General features: G+C 69.8%; 27 protein-coding genes and 1 pseudogene. 13 read left to right on the forward strand and 15 right to left on the reverse strand.

The window, feature by feature from the left end:
- Positions 1–47: 47 nt before the first annotated feature.
- From ACRWNM_RS32005 to ACRWNM_RS32015, 3 genes are all read right to left on the reverse strand, one after another.
- Positions 48–1382, reverse strand: coding sequence for an N-acetylmuramoyl-L-alanine amidase (locus tag ACRWNM_RS32005; protein ID WP_431971878.1), 1335 nt, complete (start codon positions 1380–1382; stop codon positions 48–50).
- Positions 1383–1594: 212 nt separating this feature from the next.
- Positions 1595–2005, reverse strand: a complete 411-nt coding sequence (locus ACRWNM_RS32010; RefSeq protein ID WP_431971879.1) for a ubiquinol-cytochrome c reductase iron-sulfur subunit — start codon at positions 2003–2005, stop codon at positions 1595–1597.
- A gap of 72 nt (positions 2006–2077) precedes the next feature.
- Positions 2078–2494 carry a sigma-70 family RNA polymerase sigma factor gene (locus ACRWNM_RS32015; RefSeq protein ID WP_431971880.1) on the reverse strand — a complete coding sequence of 139 codons (417 nt, stop codon included), beginning with the start codon at positions 2492–2494 and terminating at the stop codon, positions 2078–2080.
- Between ACRWNM_RS32015 and ACRWNM_RS32020 the strand changes: the two genes are divergently transcribed.
- The 4 genes from ACRWNM_RS32020 (at position 2483) to ACRWNM_RS32035 (ending at position 4546) form a co-directional block, all read left to right on the forward strand.
- Complete coding sequence (locus tag ACRWNM_RS32020) at positions 2483–2737, forward strand: hypothetical protein (RefSeq protein ID WP_431971881.1); 255 nt, start codon at positions 2483–2485, stop codon at positions 2735–2737. The genes ACRWNM_RS32015 and ACRWNM_RS32020 overlap by 12 nt on opposite strands.
- A 121-nt stretch (positions 2738–2858) precedes the next feature.
- Positions 2859–3224 (forward strand): hypothetical protein, encoded by a 366-nt coding sequence (locus tag ACRWNM_RS32025; RefSeq protein WP_431971882.1) that lies wholly within the window; start codon positions 2859–2861, stop codon positions 3222–3224.
- Between the two features lie 63 nt (positions 3225–3287).
- A complete protein-coding gene (locus ACRWNM_RS32030; protein ID WP_431971883.1) occupies positions 3288–4037 on the forward strand; it encodes an SDR family oxidoreductase in 750 nt (249 codons plus the stop codon).
- A 107-nt stretch (positions 4038–4144) separates the two neighbouring features.
- Positions 4145–4546: a PaaI family thioesterase gene (locus tag ACRWNM_RS32035; protein ID WP_431971884.1), complete on the forward strand. Its 402-nt coding sequence runs from the start codon at positions 4145–4147 to the stop codon at positions 4544–4546.
- Here ACRWNM_RS32035 and ACRWNM_RS32040 read toward each other — a convergent pair.
- Positions 4541–5407 carry a cyclopropane mycolic acid synthase family methyltransferase gene (locus ACRWNM_RS32040; protein WP_431971885.1) on the reverse strand — a complete coding sequence of 289 codons (867 nt, stop codon included), beginning with the start codon at positions 5405–5407 and terminating at the stop codon, positions 4541–4543. The two genes, ACRWNM_RS32035 and ACRWNM_RS32040, sit on opposite strands and share 6 nt — an antisense overlap.
- A 350-nt stretch (positions 5408–5757) precedes the next feature.
- Between ACRWNM_RS32040 and ACRWNM_RS32045 the strand changes: the two are divergent.
- Positions 5758–6861 (forward strand): annotated as a pseudogene (locus ACRWNM_RS32045) (transcription termination factor Rho, short form); the annotation flags it as partial.
- Between the two features lie 49 nt (positions 6862–6910).
- On the opposite strand, the gene ACRWNM_RS32050 reads toward ACRWNM_RS32045, so the two are convergent.
- A complete protein-coding gene (locus ACRWNM_RS32050) occupies positions 6911–8083 on the reverse strand; it encodes an MAB_1171c family putative transporter (protein WP_431971886.1) in 1173 nt (390 codons plus the stop codon).
- A gap of 112 nt (positions 8084–8195) precedes the next feature.
- Entirely contained in the window at positions 8196–8633 is a 438-nt protein-coding gene (locus ACRWNM_RS32055) for a DoxX family protein (protein ID WP_431971887.1), read from the reverse strand.
- Positions 8634–8735: 102 nt separating this feature from the next.
- On the opposite strand from ACRWNM_RS32055, the gene ACRWNM_RS32060 reads away from it, so the two are divergent.
- Both ACRWNM_RS32060 and ACRWNM_RS32065 read left to right on the forward strand, forming a co-directional pair.
- Complete coding sequence (locus ACRWNM_RS32060) at positions 8736–9305, forward strand: TetR/AcrR family transcriptional regulator (RefSeq protein WP_431971888.1); 570 nt, start codon at positions 8736–8738, stop codon at positions 9303–9305.
- Between the two features lie 123 nt (positions 9306–9428).
- A complete protein-coding gene (locus ACRWNM_RS32065; protein WP_431971889.1) occupies positions 9429–9767 on the forward strand; it encodes a hypothetical protein in 339 nt (112 codons plus the stop codon).
- Positions 9768–10091: 324 nt separating this feature from the next.
- On the opposite strand, the gene ACRWNM_RS32070 is transcribed toward ACRWNM_RS32065, so the two are convergent.
- The 7 genes from ACRWNM_RS32070 to ACRWNM_RS32100 all read right to left on the reverse strand — a co-directional run bounded on the left by ACRWNM_RS32070 (position 10092) and on the right by ACRWNM_RS32100 (position 18482).
- Entirely contained in the window at positions 10092–11420 is a 1329-nt protein-coding gene (locus ACRWNM_RS32070; RefSeq protein WP_431971890.1) for an MFS transporter, read from the reverse strand.
- A 276-nt stretch (positions 11421–11696) separates the two neighbouring features.
- Complete coding sequence (locus tag ACRWNM_RS32075) at positions 11697–12482, reverse strand: 3-oxoacyl-ACP reductase (protein WP_431971946.1); 786 nt, start codon at positions 12480–12482, stop codon at positions 11697–11699.
- Between the two features lie 16 nt (positions 12483–12498).
- Positions 12499–13860 carry an aldehyde dehydrogenase family protein gene (locus ACRWNM_RS32080; RefSeq protein WP_431971891.1) on the reverse strand — a complete coding sequence of 454 codons (1362 nt, stop codon included), beginning with the start codon at positions 13858–13860 and terminating at the stop codon, positions 12499–12501.
- A 14-nt stretch (positions 13861–13874) separates the two neighbouring features.
- Positions 13875–14624, reverse strand: a complete 750-nt coding sequence (locus ACRWNM_RS32085) for a gamma-glutamyl-gamma-aminobutyrate hydrolase family protein (protein ID WP_431971892.1) — start codon at positions 14622–14624, stop codon at positions 13875–13877.
- Positions 14605–15969, reverse strand: a complete 1365-nt coding sequence (locus tag ACRWNM_RS32090) for a glutamine synthetase family protein (RefSeq protein WP_431971893.1) — start codon at positions 15967–15969, stop codon at positions 14605–14607. Before ACRWNM_RS32090 ends, ACRWNM_RS32085 begins: the two co-directional genes overlap by 20 nt.
- Positions 15970–16061: 92 nt before the next feature.
- On the reverse strand, positions 16062–17552 hold the full coding sequence (locus tag ACRWNM_RS32095; protein ID WP_431971894.1) for a bifunctional phosphatase PAP2/diacylglycerol kinase family protein: 1491 nt from the start codon (positions 17550–17552) through the stop codon (positions 16062–16064).
- Between the two features lie 24 nt (positions 17553–17576).
- Positions 17577–18482 (reverse strand): NADP-dependent oxidoreductase, encoded by a 906-nt coding sequence (locus ACRWNM_RS32100; RefSeq protein ID WP_431971947.1) that lies wholly within the window; start codon positions 18480–18482, stop codon positions 17577–17579.
- A 253-nt stretch (positions 18483–18735) separates the two neighbouring features.
- Between ACRWNM_RS32100 and ACRWNM_RS32105 the strand changes: the two genes are divergently transcribed.
- A complete protein-coding gene (locus ACRWNM_RS32105; RefSeq protein ID WP_431971895.1) occupies positions 18736–21456 on the forward strand; it encodes a discoidin domain-containing protein in 2721 nt (906 codons plus the stop codon).
- A 7-nt stretch (positions 21457–21463) separates the two neighbouring features.
- On the opposite strand, the gene ACRWNM_RS32110 is transcribed toward ACRWNM_RS32105, so the two are convergent.
- Positions 21464–22354 carry a bile acid:sodium symporter family protein gene (locus ACRWNM_RS32110; protein ID WP_431971896.1) on the reverse strand — a complete coding sequence of 297 codons (891 nt, stop codon included), beginning with the start codon at positions 22352–22354 and terminating at the stop codon, positions 21464–21466.
- 202 nt (positions 22355–22556) lie between these two features.
- Here ACRWNM_RS32110 and ACRWNM_RS32115 point away from each other — a divergent pair, with 202 nt between their 5' ends.
- Both ACRWNM_RS32115 and mbp1 read left to right on the forward strand, forming a co-directional pair.
- Entirely contained in the window at positions 22557–23723 is a 1167-nt protein-coding gene (locus ACRWNM_RS32115) for a thiolase family protein (RefSeq protein WP_431971897.1), read from the forward strand.
- A 162-nt stretch (positions 23724–23885) separates the two neighbouring features.
- The gene (mbp1, locus tag ACRWNM_RS32120) at positions 23886–24131 is read left to right on the forward strand and encodes a microaggregate-binding protein 1 (protein ID WP_431971898.1); all 246 of its coding nucleotides are present in this window, start codon (positions 23886–23888) and stop codon (positions 24129–24131) included.
- A 61-nt stretch (positions 24132–24192) separates the two neighbouring features.
- On the opposite strand, the gene ACRWNM_RS32125 is transcribed toward mbp1, so the two are convergent.
- Positions 24193–24648, reverse strand: coding sequence for a MarR family winged helix-turn-helix transcriptional regulator (locus ACRWNM_RS32125; protein WP_431971899.1), 456 nt, complete (start codon positions 24646–24648; stop codon positions 24193–24195).
- A gap of 96 nt (positions 24649–24744) precedes the next feature.
- On the opposite strand from ACRWNM_RS32125, the gene ACRWNM_RS32130 reads away from it, so the two are divergent.
- From ACRWNM_RS32130 to ACRWNM_RS32140, 3 genes are all read left to right on the forward strand, one after another.
- Positions 24745–25521 carry a dioxygenase family protein gene (locus tag ACRWNM_RS32130; RefSeq protein ID WP_431971900.1) on the forward strand — a complete coding sequence of 259 codons (777 nt, stop codon included), beginning with the start codon at positions 24745–24747 and terminating at the stop codon, positions 25519–25521.
- A gap of 67 nt (positions 25522–25588) precedes the next feature.
- Positions 25589–26119, forward strand: coding sequence for a DoxX family protein (locus ACRWNM_RS32135; RefSeq protein WP_431971901.1), 531 nt, complete (start codon positions 25589–25591; stop codon positions 26117–26119).
- Between the two features lie 71 nt (positions 26120–26190).
- Positions 26191–26778 (forward strand): TetR/AcrR family transcriptional regulator, encoded by a 588-nt coding sequence (locus ACRWNM_RS32140; protein WP_431971902.1) that lies wholly within the window; start codon positions 26191–26193, stop codon positions 26776–26778.
- Positions 26779–26782: the final 4 nt, after the last annotated feature.

Raw genomic sequence — 26782 nt, forward strand, 5'->3', positions numbered from 1 at the left:
GGCCGAACGCCGCCCGGTGAATCGGGCGGCGTCCGGTGGCGTGACGACTAGCGCGCGGGGCCGAACAGTTTGCTCGCCAGGGTGTAGGCCAGGTTGATCAGCTCCGTGGTGATCGCGGTGTTGTCCATGCCGAGCGCCCGGGCCAGCGGCATGAGCATTTCCAGCACGGTGGTCGCCAGGACGCCGAGAGTGCTGGATTCCGAGTTGGACTCGGCGTTCGGCGTCGACTGGGTACCGGGCAGCGCAGAGGTTCCCGGTGTCGCCGGGTTGTTCGGCGTCAGCTGGTTGCCCGGGCTCGTCTGGGTGCCGGGGCTCGCCTGGCTGCCCGGCATCGGCTGACTGCCCGGAGCGGACCTGACGCCGGGAGACATCCCTTGGAGGGTTTCCCCCTGCGGCGCGGTGGGGTCGGGAACGCTTTGCGCCGAGCCGTTGGGGGTGCCCGGTGTCGTTCCGCCGGGCGCGCTCTGTGCCGCGCCGTTCGGTGTCGAGCCGCCGTTCGCGGTCGAGCCGTCGGCATTCGGCGCGGACTGCGCCGGAACACCCTGACCGGGCACGGACGCGGGCTGGTCGGCGGCCGATCCGCTCGCCGCGGGCGGAGCGGCGAGCAGGTAGCTCACCAGGCCGGTGGTGATCGCGACGGCGTGCTTCAGCTGTCCGTCGGGACTCTCCAGCAGCGCGGCGTCCTCCGCGTTCGCGCCGTTGCCCATTTCGACGAACACGTTCGGCACGGTGGTCAGCGCCGGTCCCGCGATATCGGATCGCGTCTGGAGTCCGTCCTGCACCCCGGCGTAGGTCGCCGCGGGGAATCCTGCACCCAGGTACGCGTCGCGGACCGACCTCGTCGCGGCCAAGCCGGGTCCGGACTGGACCTGGTCGACCTTGGCGTCGGGCACCGGCAGCTGCGGGACGATCAGGTGGAAGCCGCGGAACGCGGACGGCGCGCTGTCGGCGTGAATGCTCACCGCCACCGCGGCGCCGGAGTCGTTGGCCGCGCGGGCCCGTTCGTCGATGCAGCCGCCCCAGCCGCTGTCGTCCTGGCGGCTGAGCACCACCCGCGCGCCGAAGCTCTCCAGCGAGGTCTTGACCAGCTGGGCGACGTTCCAGTTGATGGTGTGTTCCGGTACGCCGTTGACGGAGGTCATGCCGGTGGTCTGGCAGTCCTTGGTGCCGCCACGGCCGTTGACCACCTGCCTGCCGAGGTTCTCGGCGTGGTCCGCCCCTTGGTGGCCGGGGTCGAGGAAAACCGTTCTGCCTGCGAGCTTGCCCGTCACATCCGGTACGGGAACGGCCGTCGCGGTTCCGGGGACGAACCCGGCGAGCGTCGCGGTCACCGCGGCCGTGACGGTGGTGGAGATACCGGCCTTGATGATGCTTGGCTTCATGTTCGGTCGGCGCCCCGGGACGGAGCACCCCTCCCTTCCCATTAGTAACACCAAACCCAGTGGTCCACTCTTGCAACGCGCCACTCAGCGAAGCAAGGACAGTTATCGAACTGTTACCAAGGCCGACAAAGCAATCTCACCTGGTCAGAAGTATCAGCAATACCTTGTCGACCGCCGCGCAGACGGATACAGCTTCCGCGCAGCAGCGTTCGTCAGGCGGTGACGATGCGGTCGCCGTCGACGCGAACGGGGCGCGGCGCGAGGGGTCGTTCGGCGGGGCCGGTGGCCACGGTGCCGTCGAAGCGGAAGGCGCTGCCGTGGCAGCGACAAACGATGGTGTCGCGCTCGATTTTCGACACCGAGCATCCGAGGTGCGTGCAGGCGGCCGAGAATCCTTGGTACACACCGGCTTGCGGTTGGGTCACCACGGTGCCGCTCGAGATGACCGCGCCGCCGACCGGCACGTCGGCCACCTTCGCGACCTCGGTGCCTGGCGCGACTTCGCTCGCGGACGGCTTGGCGGGCGCGCACGCGGCGACGGTGACGGCAGCGGCGGCCGCACCGGCGCCCGCCAGCGCGGTCCGCCGATCGATGCGCAGCTCACCACGGTCTTCGGGTTTCATCGGTCGATCTCCCACCTGGTTCGGGCACTGCCGAACACGGTAGAGGGACCGGTCACCCGATCGCCGCCCGGGTCAGGCGCCCTGCGGGAGCTGCCGCAGCGATCGCAGCGCGTAGTGCACGCGCGTCTTCACGGTGCCGACCGGAACACCGAAGTCGGCGGCCACCTCCCGGTACGCGCGGTCGCGCAGGATCACCTCGACGACCGCCTCGCGCTGGGCCGAGGGCAGCCGGGACAGCAGTTCGGCGACCAGCAGTCCGTCGACGAGTCCGTCCACGAAATCGGGGTCTGCGACGGGCGTCGCGGCGATCTCGCTGAGTTCGTCCCACGCCGTGTCGAACGGCCGCGCCGCGCGGGCACGGGCGATATCGATGATGACGTTGCGCTCGATCGCCAGCAGCCAGGTGCGCACACTGCCGCGGCGCGCGTCGAACTGGGCACAGGAACGCCAGGCCCGCAGCAACGTCTCCTGCACCGCATGCTCGGCCACGCCCGCGTCCCCGAGACCACGGAGCGCACGCCAGTGCAGCAGGCCGCGATCGGCGGCAAGCACCTCAGCCAAACCGTCTTCGGTGCACAGGCCCGCGCAATGGGCGCCACACGTTCGCCGCCGCTCCGTGAGCGCGCGCAACGGCCGAATACCTCTCACACCATCGATATCGCGGCCGCCCGGTCCGATGACATCAGCGATCGGCGATTACGGCGGATTCATGCGAACAGCGCGCGCATCTGACGGAAATCGATCGAATACCCCCTCTCCGGCGGACGACTCTGGTAGATCTGGCCACGAAGATGCGGGGATCTTCGCAGGTCAGCCGTCCAGCCAGGGCGTCGATACCGAGGAGAAGAAGCGCATGCGCATGCTAGTGATCGCGGGGGCGATGGCGTCCGCCGCGACCCTGTTCGGAGCAGGAACCGCGGCCGCCGAGCCCGCCACCGTGATGCCGGGCGACGGCCTCTACATGGTCGGCGTCGACATCCTCCCCGGAGTCTGGGAAGCGCCGGGAACTCCCGACCTCGCCTATGGCTGCGATTGGCGCAGGCTGTGGAAGGTCGAGGGCGACAACACGAACATGCAATACATCATCGGCAACAACTTCACCCGGCTGAGCCCGGTCCGCGCGGAGATCAAGCCGACCGATGTCGCCTTCAAAACCGTGAACTGCGGCGCGTGGCGGAGGGTGTCGCAGCTGCCCCCGACCGGTTCGTCCGGCTTCTGATCCAAGGACCGAGGTCCCGCAGGCGGCGGACTCCTCGCGGTCGCCCGCGTTAAGGTCGGCCGCATGACGAGGACCAAGATTCTGATCACCGGCGCGAGCGCCGGCCTCGGCGCGGGCATGGCAAGGGACTTCGCGGCCAAGGGGCGCGATCTGGCGCTCTGCGCACGACGGCTGGAGCTGCTGGAAGACCTGCGCACCGAACTGACGGCCGCGCACCCGGGCATCACCGTCGCCCTTCGCGCGCTCGACGTGGACGATCACGCCGCCGTGCCGCGCGTATTCGGCGAACTGCGCGACGAACTGGGCGGACTCGACCGGGTGATCGTGAACGCGGGACTCGGCAAAGGCGCGGTGATCGGCAGCGGTCGCGCCGACGCCAACCTCGCCACCGCCACCACCAACTTCGTGAGCGCGCTCGCCCAGGTGGAGGCCGCGATGGAGATCTTCCGCACGCAGAATTCCGGACATCTGGTGCTCGTGTCGTCGATGAGCGCGGTGCGCGGACTGCCGAGGAAGAAGGCCGCGTACTCCGCCAGCAAAGCCGGGCTGGCCGCGCTGGGCGAGGGCCTGGCGGCGGAATTGGCGAAATCCCCCATCGCGGTCACCACGCTGTTGCCCGGATTCATCGCGACGGACATGGCCGACAAGGCGGGCGACGCCCGCATGCTCGCGCCGTTGGACAAGGGCGTTGCCGCGATGGTGCGGGCGATCGAGCGGGAACAGACGCGGGCCTGCGTGCCCGGCTGGCCGTGGCGGCTGGTGGATGTCGTACTGCCCCATCTGCCGAACGCGGTGGTCGCCCGCATGGGTTGACCGCCGCGCGAGACCGGAGCGCGGATTCCCGCCAAGCACACACGGATCGACGCCGATTACCCCTGAGGTAATCGACCGGCGCGCCACCGCCCGGCAGCATGGTCGCCATGATCGACGAGACCGGCACCAAGCTCTTCCACCAGTCCATGCCGTTCACCGAGCGCCTCGGCATCGAGGTGCTCGAGCACGGCCCCGAGCTGGTGCGCAGCCGGATCGCCTGGGACGAGTCGCTGTGCACGCTCGGCGGCATGCTGCACGGCGGCGTGCTGATGTCGCTGGCCGACGCGACCGGCGCGGTGTGCGCGTTCCTCAATCTGCCCGAGGGCAAGCAGGGCACCACCACGGTGGAGTCGAAGTCCAACTTCGTGCGCGCCGTGCGCTCCGGCCACGCCGTCGCCACCGCACGCCCCCTGCACGCGGGCCGCTCGTTCATCGTCGTCGAGACGGAAATCCGCGACGACGCGGACAAACTCGTCGCCAAGGTGACCCAGACCCAGGCCGTCCTATAAGCCCAGTTTCACCATCGTGAACTGCATGACGTCGACGTGCCCGCAGCGGAAATGCGCCCCGCAGCCGGTCAGGTACTTCAGGTAGCGGGCGTACACCTCCTCGGAGGTGAGCTGCACCGCGCGTTCGCGGTTGGCCACCAGCGCCGCCGCCCAGAGATCGAGGGTCCGCGCGTAGTGCTCCTGCAGCGGCTGGATTCGTTCGGTGCCGAGTCCGGCCTGCCCCGCGAACCGGGTGACCTCCGCTGGTCGCGGCAGCTGCCCGCCGGGGAAGATCTCCTTCCTGATGAACAGGCTGAACCGCGCGTCGTCCCGCGTGAAGGGAATATTCATCCGGCGCAGGTCGTTGAGCGTGAAGCCGACGATCGTATGCAGCAGCATCCTTCCCTCGTCGGGCAGCATCCGGTAGCAGCGCTCGAAGAACGCCGCGTACCGCTCCCGCCGGAAATGTTCGAAGGCGCCGATGCTGACGATCCGGTCCACCGGTTCGTCGAACTCCTCCCAACCCTGTAGGCGGACCTGGACCTCGGGCAGCCCGAGCCGCTCGATCTCGGCCACCACGTGGTCGTACTGATTGCGGCTCAGCGTCAGCCCGACGACCGCCACCCCGTACTGCTGCGCCGCGCGGAACATCGTTGCGCCCCAACCGCATCCGATGTCGAGCAGGCGCAGTCCCGGCCGCAGGCCGAGCTTGCCGAGCGCGAGGTCGATCTTGGCCAGCTGTGCCTGCTCCAAGCTCATACCGGGGCGCTCGAAGTAGGCGCAGCTGTAAGTCATCGAGGGGTCGAGGAACAACCGGTAGAAATCGTCGGATACGTCGTAGTGCGATTGGACGTCCCGGTAGAACGGCTCGAGTGCGGGCATGATGGACCTCCCGTCTGTGGCTGAGCACAAGGCCGGTCACAAACGGGTACGGAGCGCATGCCGGGCAGGTTCATCCTTGCGCTGATCGATGCGCGGCGGGTACCCTCGGCGCTGTCGCCCTCGTGGTTGTAGATACTCCTCCCACGGACGACTCCGAACTCCCCTTTTCCGCGATCTCGGATTCGCGACGAACGGGACCCATCACCCGAACCGGCCCGCCGCGCCGAACGGTATCGCGGTTTACCGGATCTCTTCCGCACTCATGGCTTTCGCCACCGCATCACTTATCCCAGTAAGGAAACATCATGAAAGACAACAACTCTCACCAGACCAGCGCCGAATACGCCGAACGACCGGTCGCCGGCATTCTCGACATCGTCGGCGCAACAGCCACCTTGCGCGTCGACGGATACCTCCCCGGGGACGACGACCTGCACGTGCCGCCCCGGCTCGTCCGCGAAAACGGCTTACGCCGAGGCGATTTCGTCACCGGTGCGGCACAGTCCGGGCAGCGCGGCGCGAAGCGCGACCCGCTCGTCCGCGTCGAGACCGTCAACGGCCAGAGCCCCGGCAGCGCGCGCAAGCGACCCGTCTTCGAGGATCTGATCCCCCTCTACCCCAATCAGCGCCTGCGCCTGGAAACCGAGCCGCACGAGCTGACCACCCGCGTCACCGACCTTGTCATGCCCATCGGCAAGGGTCAGCGCGCCCTCGTCGTCGCGCCGCCCAAGGCGGGCAAAACCTCGGTGCTGCAAGCCATCGCGCACGGCATCGCCAAGAACCACCCCGAATGCGAGCTCCTTCTCGTGCTCGTCGGCGAGCGGCCGGAAGAGGTCACCGACCTGGCCCGCACCGTTCCCGCCGACGTCGCCGCCGCCACCTTCGACCGCCCGCCCCGTGATCAGATCGCGCTGGCCGAACTCGCCGTCGAACGCGCCAAACGCCTCGCCGAAACCGGTCGCGACGTGGTGGTCCTGCTCGACTCGCTGACCCGCCTCGCCCGCGCCTACAACAATGCCGCCCCCACCTCGGGCCGCGTCCTCTCCGGCGGCGTCGACGCCGCCGCCCTCGCCCTCCCCAAGCGATTCCTCGGGGCCGCACGCAATTTCGAGAACGGCGGTTCGCTCACCATCGTCGCCACCACCCTGGTGGAAACCGGTTCGCTTGCCGACACGGTGATCTTCGAGGAGTACAAGGGCACCGGCAACGCCGAACTCAAACTCGACCGCGCCACCGCGGCCCGCCGCGTCTTCCCCGCCGTCGATATCGCCCAGTCCAGCACCCGCAAGGAAGAACTCCTGCTCACCCCCACCGAACTCGCCGCGACCCACCAGCTGCGCCGCACCCTCGCCGCGGTCGACGGCAATCACGCCACCGAGTTGCTGCTGGAGGGCCTGCGCCAGACGCAGACCAACGCCGAGTTCCTCACCCAACTCCCCCGCTCCCGCACCTAACCCCTTTTAAGTCCCCTTTAAGCCGCTGTCAAGACCCCCAAGGCATTGTTTATTTCAGCCCGGCCGGGCCTGTCCTAGGAGGGGGGGACAGGGTCGGCCGGGCGCTTTCGTCGGCGGGCATTCTCGAGGACCGCATTCTCACCCAAGCGCGAGACAGCTCACGCAGCTGGCGCAGATCGGCGTCGAAGTCCCGGGCGGGTAGCTCGAGTAGCTCTGCGCCCCTTGGGTTTCCGGGCTGCGCACCCGACTTGCGCGCGGCGGTCGCCAGCGCCAGCCGATGCGCGAATCGATCGAGTTCACCGTGGCCACCACGCAGGTCGTCCCCTTCATCGTGGACTGGAGGTAGGTATGGCCCGAGGTGGAGGATGGCATCGCGGATCTCCACGGTCATCCGGAACAACCGGCCGTGGCTGCCGGTGCCGACACCCGGCGGCATCACGATTTCGGGAACCGCCTCGGTCAGGTCGCGCCACAGCACGCGCAGCCTGCGGCGGGAGCGGCCCGCTGCGTCCAGCCCGGCCGCCTCACCCAATGCGGTAGCCAGGGGCAGTGCTAGCAGCACACCGTTGGCGGCGATGCACACGGTGAAGGTCCATTCGACACGGGGCAAGTGTGGCCCCAGATCGGGTCGCCCGAACACGAGCTGTGACACGCACAGCAGCTGACTCGTCCAGGAGAAGACGTCGACGGCGACCAGCGCGAGCGCGACCAGCTTCTCGACTGCTTCACGGCTCCCGGTTTGCAGCTCCCGAATCCCGCGGATAGCGAACAGGACCGTGTTGGCGGTGATCGGCACGCTGAAGGAGAGGAAGAAAAGGAAGCCCTGCCAACCGATTCCGAAATCCAGGGCCAGACCCTCCGCGTCGGCCGACCACCCGGCGAAGAGAATCGCCGCGGTACACGCCAGTGCGATCGCGCAGTAGCGCCGCTCGCGCCGCCGGACCCGGCTCATGTCCTCGTTCGGCCCCTCGAGACGCGCGATGCCGAGGAGATAGGTGGTCGACAGCACCACACATCCGATCGCGAGCTGCTCCACCACCCCAGCGAACGGCCCCGTCTTCGACCAGCGGTACAGCAGCAGCGTGAGCAAGCTGCACAGCAGCAACCGATTCACGAGGTAATCGATTACGGTGTCGCGGACAAGGAGGAATCTACCGGCGAGCACCAGGATCAGCGATCCGATGATCGCCCAGGCGACCCCATCGGTAATCGTGAAGGACATGGCTCCATCCTTCCTCGCGCCGCCCGGTCCGGCGCAGCCGGGCGGTGCCGCTCGAATCCCGCCGGACATCGGCAATCTCGGTCAGAGTCGCAGCGCGGCAGTGGAATTCGTACTAGCCGGCGATCACCAGGACGGTTGCGCCGAGGAACACCACCTGCACGAGGGTCCGCAGCGGCAGCGGCATCGTCTTGACGCCGACACCCCGTCGCGCTGCCCGCACATTGGCGGGGAACATCACCAGCAGCAACGCGGCGAGACCCGCCGCCGCCAGGTCCGCCGTAGCCGGGATCAACAGGCCGACAGCGCCCGCGATCTCCAGTACGCCGGTGAGCGTGACCAGCGCCGGGGCGGCAGGCAGCCGGGGCGGCACCATCTCGATCAGCGCCGAGCGGCGCGGTTGCTGGAAGTGCGCGCCCGCGGTCAGCGCGAACATGGCGGCGAGACCGAGACGAACGGCGTCGGACCACGAAGCGAGCCATGCGATCTCGCCGAGCAGGCCGATGAGGCGGGCCAGCGCGGTGACGACGGCGAGGACGACGAGGGGGGCCATGAGTATCTCCCTGGGGATTACGACGAACCAATCTTGACAGTGGCAAGATTAAGGACGACCGCCGAACTTGTCAACGACAAGATTGTCGGCCACTATCGGGGTATGGCGAAGAGCGGTTATCACCACGGCGACCTACGCACCGCGATCCTGACCGCGGCGGCCGAGCAGATCGCCGCGGACGGCGTCGACGCGATCTCGCTGCGCGGACTCGCGCGACGTGCGGGCGTCTCACACGCCGCGCCCGCGCACCACTTCGGCGATCGCGCCGGGTTGCTCACCGCGTTGGCGACCGAGGGCTACGACCTGCTCGGCGCCGAACTCGACAGTGCCGGGCCGGATTTCCGCGACGTCGCGGTCGCGTACGTCCGTTTCGCGCTGAACCATCCCGGACACTTCGACGTGATGTTCCGCCGCGACCTGCTGCGCGCCGACGATCCCGAGCTCCGCGCCGCGCGCACCCGCTCCGGCGCGGCGCTGCGTTCCGGCGTCGCCGACCTCCGACCCGAGCGCACCGACGGGCGCGAACGCGCCACTCAGCTGGCGGCTTGGTCGCTGGTGCACGGTTTCGCCGCACTGTGGCGGGAGGGCGCGCTCACGGACTCCACGCTGGCCGACTCGACGAACCCGGAGGAACTGGCCCGCGCCATGCTCGCCACGGTCCAGTTCGACTGAGACACTCGCGGGCGGCGTATCTTCTTGCACAGCAACGACGAAAGGAGCAGGCGGTCGATCGCCGCTCGATCCCGCCACCGCACCATGGAAGTCCACGCCTACCCCACCCGAACGACCACGCCGGTGGATCTCCCCGCTGCCGAACACATCGCCGCCGAATACCTGTCCTCTCCGGAAGAGCGCGCGACCGGAATCACCAACGTGGTCACCGAATTCGAGGGCGGCTTCGTCGTCGTCGCGATCCACGGTCCCGTGCCCGAGGGAGACTCCCCGCTGCCGCCACCGGTGATCGGCGGCTCGGTCAGCGTGATCGACAAGGCCACCGGCGCGGTCTCGTACTGGCCGACCTATCCCCCCGCGCTGGTCGCCGAGCACTACGACCAGATGCTGAGCACCGGCAAGCTGATCATCGCCGACGACTGGCCAGACCCGGACGAGGACACCGAGCCTGCCGCGGAATAGGCTCGCCCGCTACAGTTTCGGCGCCCGCGCGTCCCCGCCACCGCCGAGAACCGACGGTGCCCGACCACTTCGACCGACCTGTTCCGGAACACCTGGATGATGCGCTAGATGGTCCTGGAAGTCGGAATGCCGGAACTGATAGACCACACCGGCGGTGCGCAGCAGGCCGAGCCGGTGGGCATGCTGGCTACCTCGATTCTGCGGCGAGTGAACCGGCGGGTCGTCCCAGCCTGCCGCAGCTACAGGTGCCGGGCTGCGACAGCGCTGAATACGCGCCACCGCGTGGCGGGGCCTTTCCTCGGAGCTGTGATTCTGCGGACAGGATCAGGTCGCGGGCTGCACCACCGCGGGCAGCGGTTCGCGGTCGGCGTCCGGGACCGCGGTTCCGCGCAGCGACGTGCCCGCGGTCTCGCGCAGGAAGACCCAGGCGACCAGGCCGATCAGCGACGCGGCGACCATGTACGCCGCGGGGAAGAGCACCCAGCCGGTCGATTCGATCGCGGCCTCGTTCACCAGCGGCGCGGTGCCGCCGAAGGCCGCGGTCGAAACGTTGTAGGCGAAGGCGAAACCGGCGTAGCGCACGTGCGTCGGGAAGATCGCGGGGAAGGTCGAGCTGATGGTGGACAGCTGCGGCACGTACAGCAGGCCGAGCACGATGAACCCGACGATCGCCCACGCCGTGCCCTGCCCCATCAGCCAGTACATGGGCAGCGCGAACACCGCGAGGCCGATCAGCGAGAACAACCACATCGGCCGCCTGCCGACTCGATCGGAGAGCCTGCCGAAGAACGGCAGCACCAGCATCATCACCAGCTGACCGGTCAGCATCATCGCGGTGGTGGCCGACTCCGACATCCCGATGGTTTTCTGCAGGTAGGTCGGCTGGTAGGTGAGCAGCGTGTAGTTGACCACGTTGAGGGCGATCACCAGCCCGCCGAGGGTGAGGATCTCGCGCCGGTAGCCGGTCAGCAGCCCGCGCAGCCCGGTCGGCGGGTGCGGGTTCTCGGCGACCTCCTGGAAGACCGGCGATTCGTCGAGCTTGGCGCGCAAGTACCAGCCGGTCAGGCCGAGCGGGACGGCGAGCAGGAACGGGACGCGCCAACCCCAGTCGTGCATGGCGTCGGATCCGAGCGCGAGCTGGCAGGCGAGCACCACGGCCGAACCGCCGACGAACCCGGCCATCGTGCCGAATTCCAGGAAGCTGCCGAAGAACCCGCGCCGCCGATCGGTCGAACACTCCGCCAAATACGTTGCCGCGCCGCCGTATTCGCCGCCGGTAGAGAAGCCCTGCAACACCCGCAACGCGATCAGCAGCACCGGGGCGAGCACGCCGGCCGAGGTGTGCGTCGGCAACAGGCCGATCGCGCCGGTCGCCACCGACATGAGCAGAATCGTGGTGGCCAGCACCGCTTTTCGGCCGATCCGGTCGCCGAGCGGACCCCACACCATGCCGCCGAGCGGGCGTAGCACGAACGCGATGGCGAAGCCGAGCATGGTGCCGAGCGTCCCGAGTTCGCCGGGAAAGAACGCGTCGGTGAGATAGGTGGCCGTCGCCGCGTACACGCCGTAGTCGAACCACTCGGTGGCGTTGCCCATGGCCGACGCGGCCACCGAGCGCCTCAGTCGCGTCGGATCCTGTCCGCGATCGGTCATGACCGTCTCCTCACCGACCCGTCCCCTCGGGCCTCGATTCGTCCGTCCGGCCCACCTCGAAAAACGGGGGCCGGGCACGGAACAAACCGATACCCAGGTTTCACGCGGACCAAACGGCGGCGCACCCGCGCCACCGTTCGGCGAATACCCGGCCACCTGCACCACAACCGGTGAATGTGATTGTCGTCACACAGGCGACGAGGAGGCTCGATCGAAGCGGACACGGCCGAGCGCCCCGGACCGGCTCGATGACCCCGTCCGGGCGGCCGTGAAGCCCTAGATCGGCGTGACGTAGGCCCCCGAAATGCCGCCGTCGACCAGGAACTGCGAGGCGGTGATGAAGGAGGCGTCATCGCTCGCGAGGAAGGCGACCGCGGCCGCGATCTCCTCCGGCTGCGCGAAGCGGCCGAGCGGAATGTGCACCAGGCGGCGCGCGGCCCGCTCCGGGTCCTTGGCGAAAAGCTCCTGCAGCAGTGGCGTGTTCACCGGGCCAGGACACAGCGCGTTCACGCGGATGCCCTGCCTGGCGAACTGAACGCCGAGCTCCCGGCTCATGGACAGCACGCCGCCCTTGGACGCGGTGTAGGAGATCTGCGAGGTGGCCGCGCCGAGCACCGCCACGAAAGAGGCGGTGTTGATGATCGAGCCCTTGCCGCGCACCAGCATGTGCTCGATGGCGTACTTGCTGCACAGGTACACCGAGGTCAGGTTCACCTCCTGCACGCGGCGCCAGGCGTCGATGCCGGTGGTCAGGATGGAATCGTCTTCCGGCGGGGAGATTCCCGCGTTGTTGAAGGCGATGTCCAGCCCGCCGTAGGCCGCGACCGCGGCCTCGAACAGGTCCCTGACCTGAGCCTCGTCGGTGACGTCCACCTTCACGAACAGGCCGTCCACCTCCGCCGCGGCCGCCTCGCCCGCGGCGGCGTCGATGTCGGCCACGACCACCTTGGCACCCTCCGCCGCGAAGCGGCGCACCGTGGCCAGCCCGATCCCGCTGCCGCCGCCGGTGACGACGGCTACTCGATCCTGTAAGCGCTGCAACGCATCTCCTTCTCGGTGGATCACTGGGTTCGATGGATCACTGGGTGGCGATGAAGACGTTCTTGGTCTCGGTGAAGGCGAGCGCGGCGTCCGGGCCGAGCTCGCGGCCGAGGCCGGACTGTTTGAATCCGCCGAACGGAGTCCAGTACCGCACCGAGGAATGCGAGTTCACCGACAGGTTGCCGGCCTCGACGCCCCGGGAGACGCGCAGCGCCCTGCCGAGGTCGTTGGTCCAGAGGGAACCGGACAGGCCGTATTCGGTGTCGTTGGCGAGGCGCACCGCGTCGGCCTCGTCGTCGAACGGGAGCACCGCGACCACCGGACCGAACACCTCCTCGGTGAGCACCCGATCGGCAGGCCCGGTGGGCAGCACGACCGTCGGCGGGTACCAGAACCCGGGGCCTTCCGGGCGGTGGCCGGTGAAGGCCACCTTCGTCGACGGCTCCACGAATCCGGCGACCCGCTCGCGGTGCGCTGCCGAGATGAGCGGGCCCATCTCGGTGTCCTCCGCCCCGGGGTCGCCCACCCGCACCCCGCGCACCGCCGGCTCGAACAGTTCGAGAAATCGATCGAACACGCTGCGCTGCACCAGGATTCGCGAGCGTGCGCAGCAGTCCTGGCCGGCGTTGTCGAACACGCCGTACGGCGCGGTGGCCGCCGCCCGCTCCAGATCGGCGTCGGCGAACACGATGTTCGCGCTCTTGCCGCCCAGTTCCAGGGTCACCCGCTTCACCTGCTCGGCGCAGCCCGCCATGATCTGCTTGCCGACCTCCGTCGACCCGGTGAACACCACCTTGCGCACCGCGGGATGGGTGACGAACCGCTGCCCCACCACCGAACCCTTGCCCGGCAGCACCTGGAACACGCCCTCGGGCAATCCCGCCTCCCTGGCGAGCTCGCCGAGCCGCAGCGCGGTCAGCGGCGTCAGCTCGGCGGGTTTGAGCACCACCGTGTTCCCCGCGGCGAGCGCAGGCGCGAAACCCCAGGCCGCGATGGGCATCGGGAAGTTCCACGGCACGATGACGCCGACCACGCCGAGCGGTTCGTGAAACGTGACGTCGAGGCCGCCCGCCACCGGAATCTGCTTGCCGGACAGGCGCTCCGGCATACCCGCGGCGAAATGCAGGACGTCGCGGACGTTTCCGGCCTCCCAGCGAGCGTTGCCGATGGTGTGCCCGGCGTTGTCGACCTCCAGCCGCGCCAGCCGCTCCAGATCCGCGTCGACCGCCTCGGCGAAGCGGCGCAGCAGCCGGGCACGGTCGCCGGGCGCGACCTCCCGCCAGTGCGCCGCCGCGCGCTGCGCGCGCTCGATGGCGGCGTCGGTTCCCGCCGCGTCCGTCGGTTCGACCGTCGCCACGACCCGCTCGGTCGCGGGATTCACCACCTGGGTTACCGCCATGTCGTCCGCTCCTCTCACCCGACTCGTGTCCGCCGGTAGGCCGCGGCCGCGACCACCAGTGCCCGCATCAGACGATCATCGGCCGGATCGGCCTCGGGATGCCACTGCACGCCGATCAGGAATGGCCCGCCGGGGAATTCCGCCGCCTCGATCGACCCATCGCGCGAGCGCGCGCTGATCACGAGTCCGGGCGCGAGCGCGTCGATCGCCTGGTGGTGATGGCAGTGCGCCCGCAGCTCCGGCCCGGCCAGGTCCGCCACCAGCGTGCCCGGCTCGGTCAGCACCTTGGTGACGCCGAACGAGCCGCTGCCGCCCGAGTGCTCCTCGTGACCGACCACATCGGGCAGGTGCTGGATCAGCGTGCCACCCAGCGCCACATTCACCAGTTGCAGTCCGCGGCACACCGCGAGAATCGGCACACCGGCCGCGCGGGCCAGGCCGAAAAGGCCGAACTCCGACTCGTCCCGGTCGAGCCGCGTGTAGCCGAGTGCGGCGTCACCGAGCCGCGCGCCGTAGCGGGCCGGGTCCACGTCCGCGCCGCCGGTGAGGACAAGCCCGTCCAGCCGCTCCATCAGTTCCGGCCGCGCGGCGCCCGTGGGCGGCAGCAGCACCGGGATGCCGCCCGCGCGGTCGACCATGTCGACGTAGTCGTGTTGCAGCACCGCGCTTCGCGTGTCCCAGGTTCCGAATCGGGCTTGCTCCACGTAGGTCGGCAGGCCGATGACGGGGCGCGGGGCGCCGGGGTCAGAGTCGTTCGAATCCACGGGTTCGCTCCCAATCGGTGACGACGGCGTCGAAGGCGTCCAGCTCCACCTGCGCCGCGTTCCGATAGTGTTCCACCACCTCCGCGCCGAAGGCGGTGCGGGCCACGGCGCTCTCGCCGAACAGCTGAGCGGCTTCCCGCAGTGTCTTGGGCACCCGAGGGCGCTGCGAGCGGTAGGCGTTGCCGTGGAACTCCGGCTCCAGCGGCAACCGCCGCTCGATGCCGTGCAGCCCGGCGGCGAGCGAAGCCGCCACGGCGAGGTAGGGATTCACGTCGCCGCCCGGGACTCGGTTCTCCACCCGCAGCGAAGGGCCCTCGCCGACCAACCGCAGCGCGCAGGTGCGGTTGTCCCGGCCCCAGGCCAGCGCGGTCGGCGCGAAGCTGCCCGAGACGAAACGCTTGTAGGAGTTGATGTTCGGCGCCAGCAGGTAGGTGAACTCGCGCAGGCAGTCCAGTTGCCCCGCCACGAAGTGCCGCATCAGCGCGGAGGTGCCGTCCTTGCCGTCGCCCGCGAAGACCGGCTCGCCTTCCTCGTCACGCAGGCTCAGGTGGATGTGGCACGAGTTGCCTTCGCGCTCGTTGTATTTCGCCATGAAGGTGATACTGCGATCCTCCTGGGCGGCGATCTCCTTGGCGCCGGTCTTGTAGATGCTGTGGTTGTCGCAGGTGACCATGGCCTCGTCGTAGCGGAAGGCGATCTCGTGCTGGCCGGGATTGCATTCGCCCTTGGCCGACTCGACGTACATTCCCGCCCCGGCCATCTCGTTGCGGATCCGCCGCAGGAGCGGTTCGACCCTCGACGTGCCGAGCATCGAGTAGTCGACGTTGTACTGGTTGGCAGGCCGCAGGTCGCGATATCCCCGGTCCCACGCGGATTCGTAGCTGTCGTCGAAGACCAGGAACTCGAGCTCGGTGCCGACGTAGGCGCGCAACCCGTGCTCGGCCAGCCGGTCCAGCTGCTTGCGCAAGACCTGGCGCGGCGAGGCCGCCACCGGCGCACCCGCCGGATGCACCTGCTCGACGTCGCAGAGCACGAGCGCGGTGCCGGGCAACCACGGCGTCAGCCGCAGCGTGCTGAGGTCGGGGCGCAGCACGAAGTCGCCGTAACCGGTGTCCCAGGACGACATGGCGTACCCGTCGACGGTCGTCATCTCGACGTCGACCGCGAGCAGGTAGTTGCACGCCTCGGTCGCGTGGTCGAGCACCTCGTCGACGAAATATCGTGCCGCGCAGCGCTTTCCCTGCAATCGTCCCTGCATGTCGGTCATCGCGACCAGCACCGTGTCGAGTTCCCCCGTCTCGACCCGCTCCCGCAACTCCGCCAGCCCCAGCATCCCCGTTCGCATCCCACGGCCCCTCTCGGCGTCGACCCGTGATCACGCTAGAACAAAAACCGACCGCGCGTGCGGGGACACGCAAACCGGCGACGCGGCGGCGCCTACGCTTCCGGCGGACGGAACAGGGCCAGGGCGGACGGGCGGCTGGCGAAGACGAAATCGGTTCCGCGAAGATCGACTTCGCCGTCGGTGGCCAGCGATACCGAGTTCTCGGCGACGTGCACCGCGAGCGCGGGGACCTCTCTGCGCACGTAGGTGGCGGAGCTGCCGAGAGTGCCGGTCAGCGCGGCCCAGATCAGGCGGGTACGGGAGAAGCGAACGTCGGCGCGCAGGTAGCGGACGTCGAGGGTGCCTCGGTGCAGTTCGGGCCGCGACATCGGGACCTGATCGGCGGGGTCGTAGCGGCCGTTGCCGACGAACAACATCCAGATGGCCGTCGGAACCCGGTCGATGACGGTGTGCAGCGGCTGCGCGCCGAGCAGGACCCGGATCATCGCGACGGCCGCCGCGGGCCATTTGCCCACCCGCGGCTCCCACCGCTCGCGCAGCCGCACGAAGTCGGGGTAGCCGCCGAGGCTCGCGGTGTTGACGAAGATCCGCGAACCGCCGTCGTCGAACCGCACCTCCGCCGCGTCGACCCGGACGACCGTGCCGTGCTCGAGCGCGGCGAGGGTCGGCTCGGCCGCGTCGACGCCCGCGTCCCTGGCGAAGTGGTTGAGGGTGCCGTCGGCGAAGACCGCCAGCGGCACACCGCGCCGGACCGCCACCTCGGCCACCGAGGAGACCGTTCCGTCGCCGCCGGAGACGCCGAGCGCGCTGACGTCGGCGCGGTCGAGCCGCACGTCCAGTTGCGCCGCCAGATCGCGTTCCGGATCGATCTGCACGATCTGCGCCGCGGGCAGCCCGTCGCGCAGCTGCGCCGACGCCAGTTCGCCGTTGCCGCTGCCCGCCAGTGGATTGGTCACCAGCAGCAGTCCGCGCCCGTGTGGCGCCGGCTCTACCTGCTCGGCGCGGCCGAGCAACGCGGGTTCGTCGGCGCGCGCCGCCCACCACCGATGCGTGACCAGCGCGACCGCCGAGCCGAGCAGCGCGCCCGCTACCACGTCCGATGGCCAGTGCACACCGATGTGGACCCGCGAATAGCCGACCGCGAGGGCGACGGGCACGATCGCGGCGGCCGCTGCCGGACTCTCCAGCGCGACACCGGTCGCGAAGGCGGCCGCCGAGGCGGCGTGGCCGGACGGAAACGACGACGAGACCGGCGGCCGGACCAGACGGCGAACGAACGGCACCGACTCGTCGGGCGGCCTGCGGCGCGGGAACACCGGCTTGGCGATGCCGTTGGCGATCCCGCTGGCCAAACTCACCGCGAGCAGACCGCGCGCGCCCGCCCGCCGCAGCGGCCGGTTACCGAGCAGGATCAGGCCCGCGCCGATGCCGATCCAGAGCCGACTGTGATTGGCGCTCGTGCTCAGGCTGCGCAGCAGCCGGTCGGCGCGCGTCGGCCGCACCCGCGCGCTCCGGCCGATCAGCCAGACGTCGAGATCGCTGGCCAGTCCGGGCGGCGGCTTGCGGATCCGAGGCGGTCGCATCGCTCCAGCCTAGTGACGGCCCCGTCACTCGACGGTCAAGACGACCTTGCCCGGTCCGCGGCCGTGCTCCATCTCCCGCTGCGCCGCGGCCGCCTCGGCCAGCGAAAAGACGCGCGCCGGGCCGGGGAGACGGACTTCGCCGCGCGCGACACGCTCGGCGATCGCACCGAGCAGGGTGGCCGAACGCGGTCCCGGACCGGCCGAGAACACGATGCCGAGTTCGGCCGCCGCACCATCGGCGATGGTGACGATGCGATCGGTGCCGCCGCGCAGTTCGATCGCGGCGGGCAGCACGCCGTACCCCGCGGCATCGAACACGGCGTCGACACCGTCGGGAGCCAGTGCGCGCACCCGTTCGACCAGTCCGTCGCCGTACGGGGTCGGGATCGCGCCGAGCGCGCGCACCAGATCCTGGTTGGCGGGCGCGGCCGTGCCGATGACGGTGGCGCCCTCGGCGCGGGCCAGCTGCACCGCCATCGAGCCGACCGCACCCGACGCACCGTTGACCAGCAGGGTCTCGCCCGCCCGCGGCCGCAGCAAGTCGAGCACCTTCGCCGCCGTGCTCACCGCGACCGGGAGCGCGGCGGCATCCGCCCAGGCCAGGTCCGCAGGCTTGGGCGCGACCTCGGCGCTCAGCGCGTACTCGGCATAGCCGCCGCTCGTCCAGCCGATCACCTCGTCGCCGACCGCGACGCCGGTCGCGTCCGGTCCGAGCGCGTCCACCACGCCCGCCACCTCGGCGCCGGGGAACTGCGGAAAGCTCGGCTCACCGAAAACCAATGCGCCCGAACGGATCTTCCAGTCGGCGGGATTGACCCCCGCGACGCGCACCGCGATTCGCACCTGTGCGCCGGTCGGCTCCGGCAGGGCGATGTCCACCAGCCGCAGTACGTCGGGTTCGCCGAACTCGTAGAACGCGATGGCACGCATCCGGCCTGCCTCTCCCGGCCCGATCCGGCCGTGGTCGATGGAGACGAACAACAGCCGACAGGATATGCCCGCACCGAACCAGGCCTGGTAGGCCGCGATTCGCGGCACGGGCGTGTCGATCGGCGGTAACGGGGAAACCCTCCTGGTACGAGCTTCATCGCGAAACCTGGGCCGAGATCGGTTCGGCCGTCCACGAGTTGTCCGAGTGAATCGACCGTGCGCGCGGGCGCCGCCGCGTACGACGGGAGGTGCGATGTCTTTCTCGGCCCGGCCTTTCCGGCCGATCCTGCTCGCGATCGCCGTGGGCACGGTGCTGGCGCTGGTGGCGGCGGTGGCGCTGGTGGCCGGGCACGACGAGGCCGCAGCGGGACGCGATGAGGCGTGCCCAGGCATCGGCGTCGAGACCGCCGGATGGACACCGACGAACACCGACGTGGACGCCCCGATCGACGGTCATCCCTTCGTCGGCAACGGCTATCTCGGGCTGCGGGTGCCGCCGCGCGGGACGGGTTACGCCGGGACCGACGAGCCCACCGGCTGGCCGCTGTACACCCCGGCCTACGACGGCGCGTTCGTCGCCGGTCTGTACGGGCACACCCCCGGCGTGGCCGACGACCGCGAGGTGGCGGCGGCCATCCCGAACTGGTCGGGTCTGCTGGTCGGGGTCGGCGACGAGACCTACTCTCCCGCGACGCCCGCCGCGCGGATCACGAACTTCGCGCAGACCCTGCACCTGCGCTGCGGGCTGGTGCGCACCGAGGCGACCTGGACGACGGCCGACGGCCGGGCCACCGACCTGGTGTACGACGTGGTCGCCGCCCGGCCCGATCAGCATGTCGGCGCGGTGCGGCTGCGCCTGACGCCGCGCTGGTCCGGCGAGCTGGTGCTCACCGATCTGCTCGACGGAGCAGGTGCCCGACGGGTCGTACCGACGGGCGCGGGGCCGCGCGGCGACGCCGCTGTCGGCGTCGGATTCCGCACGGCGGGAACCGAATTCGCCGGTTCGATGGTGTCCGTTATGGACGCCGGGCCCGATGCGGCGATCGCGCCGTCACCGCCGCGCGACGACCTGAGCGCGAGCCAGCAGGCGCGAATCACGGTGCGGGACGGCCAGTCCTACACGGCCGCCAAATTCGTCGGCGTCGACACCGCGCGCACCGGAGCCGATCCCGCCGCTTCCGCCCTGGCCGCCGCGCGGCGGGCAGCGGACGGGGGCTGGGCCGCGCTGCTGGCGGAGACCACCGCGACGTGGGCGGGACTGTGGCGCGGCGACGTCGAGATCCCCGGCGAACCCGATGTGCAATCCTGGGCGCGCGGCGCGCTGTATTCGCTGTACTCGGCGAGCAATCCGGCACAGGACAACAGTCTTTCGCCGGTCGGGCTCAGCAGCGACAACTACGCGGGCGCGGTGTTCTGGGACGCCGACATCTGGATGTTCCCCGCTCTCCTGTATTTCGCGCCGGAGCTGGCGAGATCCGTTGTGGAGTACCGGTACAAGACGCTGCCCGCGGCGAAGGACAACGCCCGGCGACTCGGTTTCCCCGGCGCGTTCTACCCCTGGACCAGCGCGACGGACGGCGATCTCGACGAATGCCACAGCTGGGATCCGCCGCACTGCCTCGATCAGATCCACCTCCAGGGCGACGTGTCGCTGGCGGCCTGGCAGTACTACCTCGCCACCGGCGACACGGCATATCTGCGCGAACGGAGCTGGCCGATCATGAGCGCCGTCGCCGCATTCTGGGCCGCACGGGTGACACCGAATCCGGACGGCAGCTTCTCGCTGCGCGATGTCTCGGGCCCCGACGAGTACAGCAACGGCGTCGACGACAGCGTCTACACCAACGCGGTCGCGGCGCGCGCCCTGCGCAACGCGGTGCACGCGGCGGAGATTCTCGGCGCGCCGCACCCCGCGGAGTGGACCGCCGTCGCCGACGGTCTCCGCATGCCCTTCGACGCGGCGCACGGTGTGTTCGCCCAATTCGACGGCTACGCGGGCACTCCCATCAAGCAGGCCGACACCGTGCTGCTCATCTACCCGCTGGAATGGCCGATGCCGACCGACGTCGCGGCACGGGTGCTCGAATACTATTCCGCGCGAACCGATCCCGACGGTCCGGCGATGACCGATTCCGTGCACGCCATCGACGCGGCGGAGATCGGCGCGCCGGGCTGCGCGAGTCACACGTTCCTGGACCGCGCCGCCCGTCCCTTCGTGCGGCCGCCGTTCGCGCAGTTCGCCGAGGCGCGCGGCGCGAAGGCGGGCGCCCGCGATCCGCTGGCGGGCGCACCAGCGTTCACTTTCACCACCGCGGCGGGCGGCTTCCTGCAATCGCTCACCAACGGACTGCTCGGACTGCGGCTGCGCGGCGACGCCGTCGAGGTGAACCCGACGCTGCCACCGCAGTTCGAACGCGGCGTGACGCTGCGCGGCATGCACTGGCAGGGACGCACTTTCGATGCGGTGATCGGCGCGGAGCGCACGACGGTGACGGTGACCGGCGGCGATCCGATGCCGCTGCGGACGCCGAGTGGGACGCGCACCGCCACGCCCGGCGATCCCCTGACGGTCGAGACCCGCCGCCCTGACCGCGCCCCCACCGACAACCTCGCCCGTTGCCGTCCGATCACCGGCTCGTCCACCGAGCGGGGCCGCTATCCGAACGCCGCGGTCGACGGCGACACCGCCACCGGGTGGGCGCCCGACGGCGCGCACGCCAGCCTCACGGTGGATCTGGGCGACTCGGCCCGGGTCGAGCGGGTGTTGCCCCGCTTCGGCGAATTCGCGCCCGCGGCAGCGTCTGTCGCGGTGTCCGAGGACGGGCACGCGTGGTCCGCCGTCGCCGCCGACCCCTCGACCGGGGCGCTCCCAGAATCGGTCGCCGCGCGATTCGTCCGGCTGGAGGTGACCGGCGCGGATCCGGCCGCGCCGCCGAATGTCCGGGAGCTGGAGATTTCCGGCTCTCGCGACTGATCGATGCTCAGGCGCCCGAGGTCACCAAGGGCGTCTCGTCCCGACGAATCCTGCGGCTGATCGCCGTGCCCGCCAGGTAGGCGATGGGCAGCATGACGATGCCGTAGACCCCCGCGGGCACCGCCATCCGGATGTCGCCGAGCACGCTGATGGCGATGGTCATCGCCAACGCGCTGTTGTGGATGCCGACCTCCATCGAGCACGCGATGGCCTGGGTGCGCGTGACGCCGAACGCCTTCGGCACGAAATAGCCGACGCCCAAACTGGTCACGCACAGCAGCGCGACCACCAGCCCGACCGCCGCGAGATAGCCGGGCACGTTGCCTCGCTCGGCCACCAGCGCCGCCAGCGTGACCACCGCGAGGAACCCCACCGACACCACCCGCACCGGTCGGTCCATGCGGTCGGCGAAACCGGGCCGCAGCCGCCTGACGACGATGCCCGCGACGACCGGAATCAGCACCAGCGCGAAGACCTGGGCCACCTTGCCGAACTGCAGCCCGATACCATCGGCGCCGGGCGGCTCGAAGAAGCCGAGGGCGAAGTTGCCGACCAGCGGCATGGTGATCACGGAGAGCACCGAATTCACCGCCGTGAGAGTCACATTCAGCGCGACGTCGCCGCGGAACAGATGGCTGAGCAGGTTCGCCGTCGCCCCGCCCGGCGAGGCCATCAGCAGCATCACCCCCACCGCGAGCTCCGCGCTCAGACCCACCGCGAGCACCAGCCCGAACGCCAGCGCGGGCAGCACCACGAGCTGACAGCTCAGCGCGACCACCACCGCGCGCGGATACCGCACCACCCTGGTGAAATCGTTCGCCGTCAGCCCGAGCCCGAGCCCGAACATGATGAGCGTCAGCACCATCGGCATCGCGACGGTGACCGGCCAGCTGTCCATGAACTCCTCGTCATGTCGATGCGGCCCACCACCCCGCCGGCCACCGAACGTGTGTAGCACGATGCTACGGCCGGTCTCGGCGCCGCGCCGAACTCCCGGGACGCCGCGCAACGAGCCCTCGGCCGTTCCCCGTTCCGCAGCTGCGTGAATCCGTGTTAACTTAGTCGAGAATGGCAGTTAACTTAGTTGATCGGAGACAGCTATGAGGTCCGCCGTCATCGTGGATGTCGTCCGCACCCCCTCGGGTAAGGGCAAGGCCGGTGGCGGCCTGTCGGAGGTGCATCCGGCGACGCTGCTCGCGGGCGTGCTCGCCGAGCTCGTCTCGCGCAACGATCTGGATCCGGCGCTGGTCGACGACGTGGTGGGCGGTTGCGTCACCCAGTCCGGCGAGCAGGCGTTCAACATCTCGCGCACCGCCGTCCTCGCCGCGGGCTTCCCCGAGTCGGTGCCCGCCACCACCGTGGACCGCCAGTGCGGCTCCTCGCAGCAGGCCGCCCACTTCGCCGCGCAGGGCGTCATCGCGGGCGCCTACGACATCGCCATCGCCTGCGGCGTGGAGTCGATGAGCAGGGCGCCGATGTTCTCCAATGCGCAGGACAAGGACGCCAATCGTGGGCCCATCGCCCACCGCTACCCGGAAGGCTTGGTCCAGCAAGGCATTTCGGCGGAAGTGATCGCGGCGCGGTGGAAGTTCGACCGGACCGCGCTCGACCAGTTCGCGGCGCGCTCGCACCGGTTGGCGGCCGAGACCGCCGCCGCGGGCGGGTTCGACCGCGAACTGGTCGCGGCGGGCACGCTGACCGCCGACGAGACCATCCGCGCCACCACCACCGCCGAGGGCCTGGCGGGGCTGCGCCCGGCCTTCGTCGACGAGCAGTACAAGGCGCGCTTCCCCGAGATCGAGTGGTCGATCACCCCGGGCAACTCCTCGCCGCTCACCGACGGCGCCTCGGCCGCGCTGATCATGAGCGAGGAGGCCGCGACCAAGCTGGGCCTGCGCCCGCGCGCCCGCTTCCACTCGTTCGCCGTGCTCGGCGACGATCCGCTGCTGATGCTCACCGCCGTCGTTCCCGCCACCCGCAAGGTCCTGGACCGGGCCGGGCTCGGCATCGACGACATCGACGCCTACGAGGTGAACGAGGCGTTCGCGCCGGTGCCGCTGGTCTGGCAGCACGAACTCGGCGCCGACGCCGACAAGCTGAACCCGCGCGGCGGCGCGATCGCCCTCGGCCACCCGCTCGGCGCGTCCGGTACCCGAATCCTGGCCACGCTGGTCAACCACCTCGAGCAGACCGAGGGACGCTACGGCCTGATGACCATGTGCGAGGCGGGCGGCCTGGCGAACGCGACCGTCATCGAACGCCTCTGATGACGCTGCGACCCGGCTCTCGCGCAACGCGGTGATTCCCGACATCGTCCTCTCCCGCGTGGGCGACCTGATGTAGCGGGCTCGAGCCACGGCGATTGAGATCCGAGGGACCGGGTATGCGGCCAGTGTCAGCCGATAACCGAGATTTCGGAGGTAGACATCGTGTCGAAGCACGAAAGCGGTCCCCGCGAAGGTGTCAAGGGCGTCGTCGAAGACGCCAAGGGCAAGGTCAAGGAGGCCGCGGGCATCGTCACCGGCAACGAAAATCTGGAGAAGGAAGGCCGCGCTCAGCAGAGCAAGGCCGAATCGCAGCGTGAGGCCGCCCAAAAGGAGGCCGCCGCGGAGAAGGCGCGGGCCGAAGCCAGCGTCGACGAGGCGCGCCAGAAGGCGCACCAGCGCGGTAACTGATCGCTGACATACGACGAGTGGGCGGGTCCAATGGGCCCGCCCACTTTTGTTTGCGCTGTGCTCAGCGCGCGGTCAGCCGCTCGGCGACCGCGCCGAGGCCATCGGCGATCGCCCGCTGTTGGGCCGGAGTGAGGACATCGAGCAGCGCTCGGCGTACGGTTGCGACGTGCCCTGGAGCAACCTGCTCCAACCGGCGCCGTCCTGCCTCGGTGAGGACGGCGACCACGCCGCGTTCGTCGCATCGGGCGGCCGCGCGGCGGACGAATCCGGCCTTTTCCAGCTGCGCGACCTGATAGGTCAGCCCGCTCTTGGACGTGTAGAGCGCGTCGGCGAGATCGGTCATGCGCAGTTCACCGTCCGGCGCGGCGGACAGCCGGACCAGCGTCTCGTACTGCGTGTGCGACAGACCCTCTCGCTTCAGATGCTGTTCGATCTCGCGGTTGACGAGGGCCCCCGCCGCGAGGAATCCGTGCCACGCGCGCATCTCGCCGTCGTCGAGCCAGTTGGGTTCGTCCACACCGCCACCCTAGCGTTGTTGTTCAAATTTGAACTAAGAGGTACGGTCATGTCGTTCAAATTTGAACAAGCATCCGAGCGACGCAGTGGAGGAGCCATGGCCGACGGCGATGCCGAGCGGATGCCCGTGCTGTATCTCTCGCACGGCGCGCCCCCGCTCGCCGACCACCCGCACTGGCCGGCCGAACTCGGCGCATGGTCGGCCGAACTGCCGAAACCCACGGCGATCCTGATGATTTCGGCCCACTGGGAATCCGCGCCCATCGCGCTCGGCGCCACCACGACGGCGCCGCTGATCTACGACTTCAGCGGCTTTCCCCGGCACTATTACGAGGTCGTCTACCCGGCGCCGGGAGCACCCGAGCTGGCGGACCAGGTGCGCAAACTGCTCGGCGCCGAGGTGCACGAGGCACCGGGGCGGGGCCTGGACCACGGCGCATACGTGCCTCTCAAAGAGATGTATCCGGCCGCCGACGTGCCCGTCCTGCAACTCTCGCTGCCGACGCTCGACCCGCGCAGGCTCATGGCGATCGGCCGCAGGCTCGCGCCGTTGCGCGCGGCGGGCGTGCTGATCGTGGGCAGCGGTTTCTTCACCCACAACCTGCGCGCGATGACCCCCGACGACGAGCAGGTCTACTCGTTCACCGCGGAGTTCGACGACTGGGGCGCGCGAGCGCTGGCCGATCGGGACATCGACGCCCTGCTCGACTTCGAACACAAGGCGCCCGCGGCGCGGCGGGCGCACCCGCGCTCCGATCATTTCGCACCGCTGTTCGTCAGCCTCGGCGCAGGCGAAGAAGACCTCGACGACCTGCGAACCGTCATCGACGGCTACTGGTTCGGCATGGCACGCCGTTCCATTCAACTCGGCTGAGCACCGAAAACCCGGTTCGACAACCGAATCCACGACAGCAGACCGGCTGCACAGAGAGGACCTCGACATGACGACCACAACAGCAGCACCGACCACGACAACGGCCGCCAGCACGCTTCCCACCGATCTCGGCCTGCTCGTACTGCGCCTTGCCCTCGGTCTGACCATGGCCGTGCACGGCTCGCAGAAGCTCTTCGGCTGGTTCGACGGCGCCGGAATCGACCGCACCGCCAAGTTCTTCGAGTCGCAAGGCTATCCGGCGAGCAAGGCGGCCGCGATCCTCGCGGGCATCTGCGAAGGCTTCGGCGGCCTCGCGCTGGCCATCGGCCTGCTCACGCCGCTGGCCGCGGCCGCCGTTCTCGGCACCATGCTCAACGCGATCTCCGTCCGGTGGGGCGGCGGGTTCTTCGCCCCCAAAGGCGTCGAGTACGAGGTGCTGATCATCGCCTCCATCGTCACCATCGCGCTGGCCGGTCCCGGCCGCTTCGCCGTCGACAGCGTGGTGGGTTTCCTGCGTCCCTACCGCCTGGTGTACGGCTTCGCGGCGATTGCCCTCGCCCTGGTCACCGCGGGTGTGGTGCTGCTGGTGCGCAACTGATCACCGCAGCCGATGTACTACTCGTCGTAGAATCGCCGCCACCGAATCCAGGAACGACGAGGCGAGGGCACATGGTTGATCCGCGGGCGACCAACGAGGATCTGACCGCGAAGGCGCGGATCAGGAACGCCGCCATGGACCTCTACGCCCAGTACGGCGCCGAACGGGTGTCGTTGCGCGCGGTCGCGGCCGAGGCGCGGGTCACGCTCGGACTCGTCCAGCACCATTTCAAGACGAAGGCGGGCCTGGAGGCGGCGGTCGACCAGTTGGTCGTCGACTACTTCGGACACGCCGTCGCGTCCGTGCCGGTGGTGGGCGCCACCGTGCAGATCGCCACCGCTCGGGACGAGGCGGTACGGCGGATGCTGGCCGACAACCCCGCGGTGGTGAACTACGTCCGGCGCGCGGTGCTCGAGCCCTCCGGGACGCGGATCGAGCTGCTCGAGTCGCTGGTCGAGCTGACCCGACGGGAAGTGGTCGGGCTGCGCGAGGCGGGCGTGGCCTCCACCGATCGGCGCGAGTCGACGCAGGTCGTCTCGGTCCTCATCCGCCAGCTCGGCGAGCTGCTGCTCGCGCCGCTGATCGAGGCGGTGTGGGAGCGGGTCGCCGGGCCCGGCGACGCCGAGCGGCCCCGGTTGAGCATCACGGTCGAGGACTGAGGAC

The sequence above is a fragment of the Nocardia sp. bgisy134 genome (assembly GCF_965341865.1).
GTDB lineage: Bacteria > Actinomycetota > Actinomycetes > Mycobacteriales > Mycobacteriaceae > Nocardia.

What these genes read in the sequence shown, in the direction of transcription:
- ACRWNM_RS32005 (WP_431971878.1), bottom strand. Translation starts at nt 1,382, where the DNA reads ATGAAGCCAAGCATCATCAAGGCCGGTATCTCCACCACCGTCACGGCC.
- ACRWNM_RS32010 (WP_431971879.1), bottom strand. Translation starts at nt 2,005, where the DNA reads ATGAAACCCGAAGACCGTGGTGAGCTGCGCATCGATCGGCGGACCGCG.
- ACRWNM_RS32020 (WP_431971881.1), top strand. Translation starts at nt 2,483, where the DNA reads ATGCTCGGCCACGCCCGCGTCCCCGAGACCACGGAGCGCACGCCAGTG.
- ACRWNM_RS32025 (WP_431971882.1), top strand. Translation starts at nt 2,859, where the DNA reads ATGCGCATGCTAGTGATCGCGGGGGCGATGGCGTCCGCCGCGACCCTG.
- ACRWNM_RS32030 (WP_431971883.1), top strand. Translation starts at nt 3,288, where the DNA reads ATGACGAGGACCAAGATTCTGATCACCGGCGCGAGCGCCGGCCTCGGC.
- ACRWNM_RS32035 (WP_431971884.1), top strand. Translation starts at nt 4,145, where the DNA reads ATGATCGACGAGACCGGCACCAAGCTCTTCCACCAGTCCATGCCGTTC.
- ACRWNM_RS32040 (WP_431971885.1), bottom strand. Translation starts at nt 5,407, where the DNA reads ATGCCCGCACTCGAGCCGTTCTACCGGGACGTCCAATCGCACTACGAC.
- ACRWNM_RS32050 (WP_431971886.1), bottom strand. Translation starts at nt 8,083, where the DNA reads ATGTCCTTCACGATTACCGATGGGGTCGCCTGGGCGATCATCGGATCG.
- ACRWNM_RS32055 (WP_431971887.1), bottom strand. Translation starts at nt 8,633, where the DNA reads ATGGCCCCCCTCGTCGTCCTCGCCGTCGTCACCGCGCTGGCCCGCCTC.
- ACRWNM_RS32060 (WP_431971888.1), top strand. Translation starts at nt 8,736, where the DNA reads ATGGCGAAGAGCGGTTATCACCACGGCGACCTACGCACCGCGATCCTG.
- ACRWNM_RS32070 (WP_431971890.1), bottom strand. Translation starts at nt 11,420, where the DNA reads ATGACCGATCGCGGACAGGATCCGACGCGACTGAGGCGCTCGGTGGCC.
- ACRWNM_RS32080 (WP_431971891.1), bottom strand. Translation starts at nt 13,860, where the DNA reads ATGGCGGTAACCCAGGTGGTGAATCCCGCGACCGAGCGGGTCGTGGCG.
- ACRWNM_RS32090 (WP_431971893.1), bottom strand. Translation starts at nt 15,969, where the DNA reads ATGCGAACGGGGATGCTGGGGCTGGCGGAGTTGCGGGAGCGGGTCGAG.
- ACRWNM_RS32095 (WP_431971894.1), bottom strand. Translation starts at nt 17,552, where the DNA reads ATGCGACCGCCTCGGATCCGCAAGCCGCCGCCCGGACTGGCCAGCGAT.
- ACRWNM_RS32100 (WP_431971947.1), bottom strand. Translation starts at nt 18,482, where the DNA reads ATGCGTGCCATCGCGTTCTACGAGTTCGGCGAACCCGACGTACTGCGG.
- ACRWNM_RS32105 (WP_431971895.1), top strand. Translation starts at nt 18,736, where the DNA reads ATGTCTTTCTCGGCCCGGCCTTTCCGGCCGATCCTGCTCGCGATCGCC.
- ACRWNM_RS32110 (WP_431971896.1), bottom strand. Translation starts at nt 22,354, where the DNA reads ATGGACAGCTGGCCGGTCACCGTCGCGATGCCGATGGTGCTGACGCTC.
- ACRWNM_RS32115 (WP_431971897.1), top strand. Translation starts at nt 22,557, where the DNA reads ATGAGGTCCGCCGTCATCGTGGATGTCGTCCGCACCCCCTCGGGTAAG.
- ACRWNM_RS32130 (WP_431971900.1), top strand. Translation starts at nt 24,745, where the DNA reads ATGGCCGACGGCGATGCCGAGCGGATGCCCGTGCTGTATCTCTCGCAC.
- ACRWNM_RS32135 (WP_431971901.1), top strand. Translation starts at nt 25,589, where the DNA reads ATGACGACCACAACAGCAGCACCGACCACGACAACGGCCGCCAGCACG.
- ACRWNM_RS32140 (WP_431971902.1), top strand. Translation starts at nt 26,191, where the DNA reads ATGGTTGATCCGCGGGCGACCAACGAGGATCTGACCGCGAAGGCGCGG.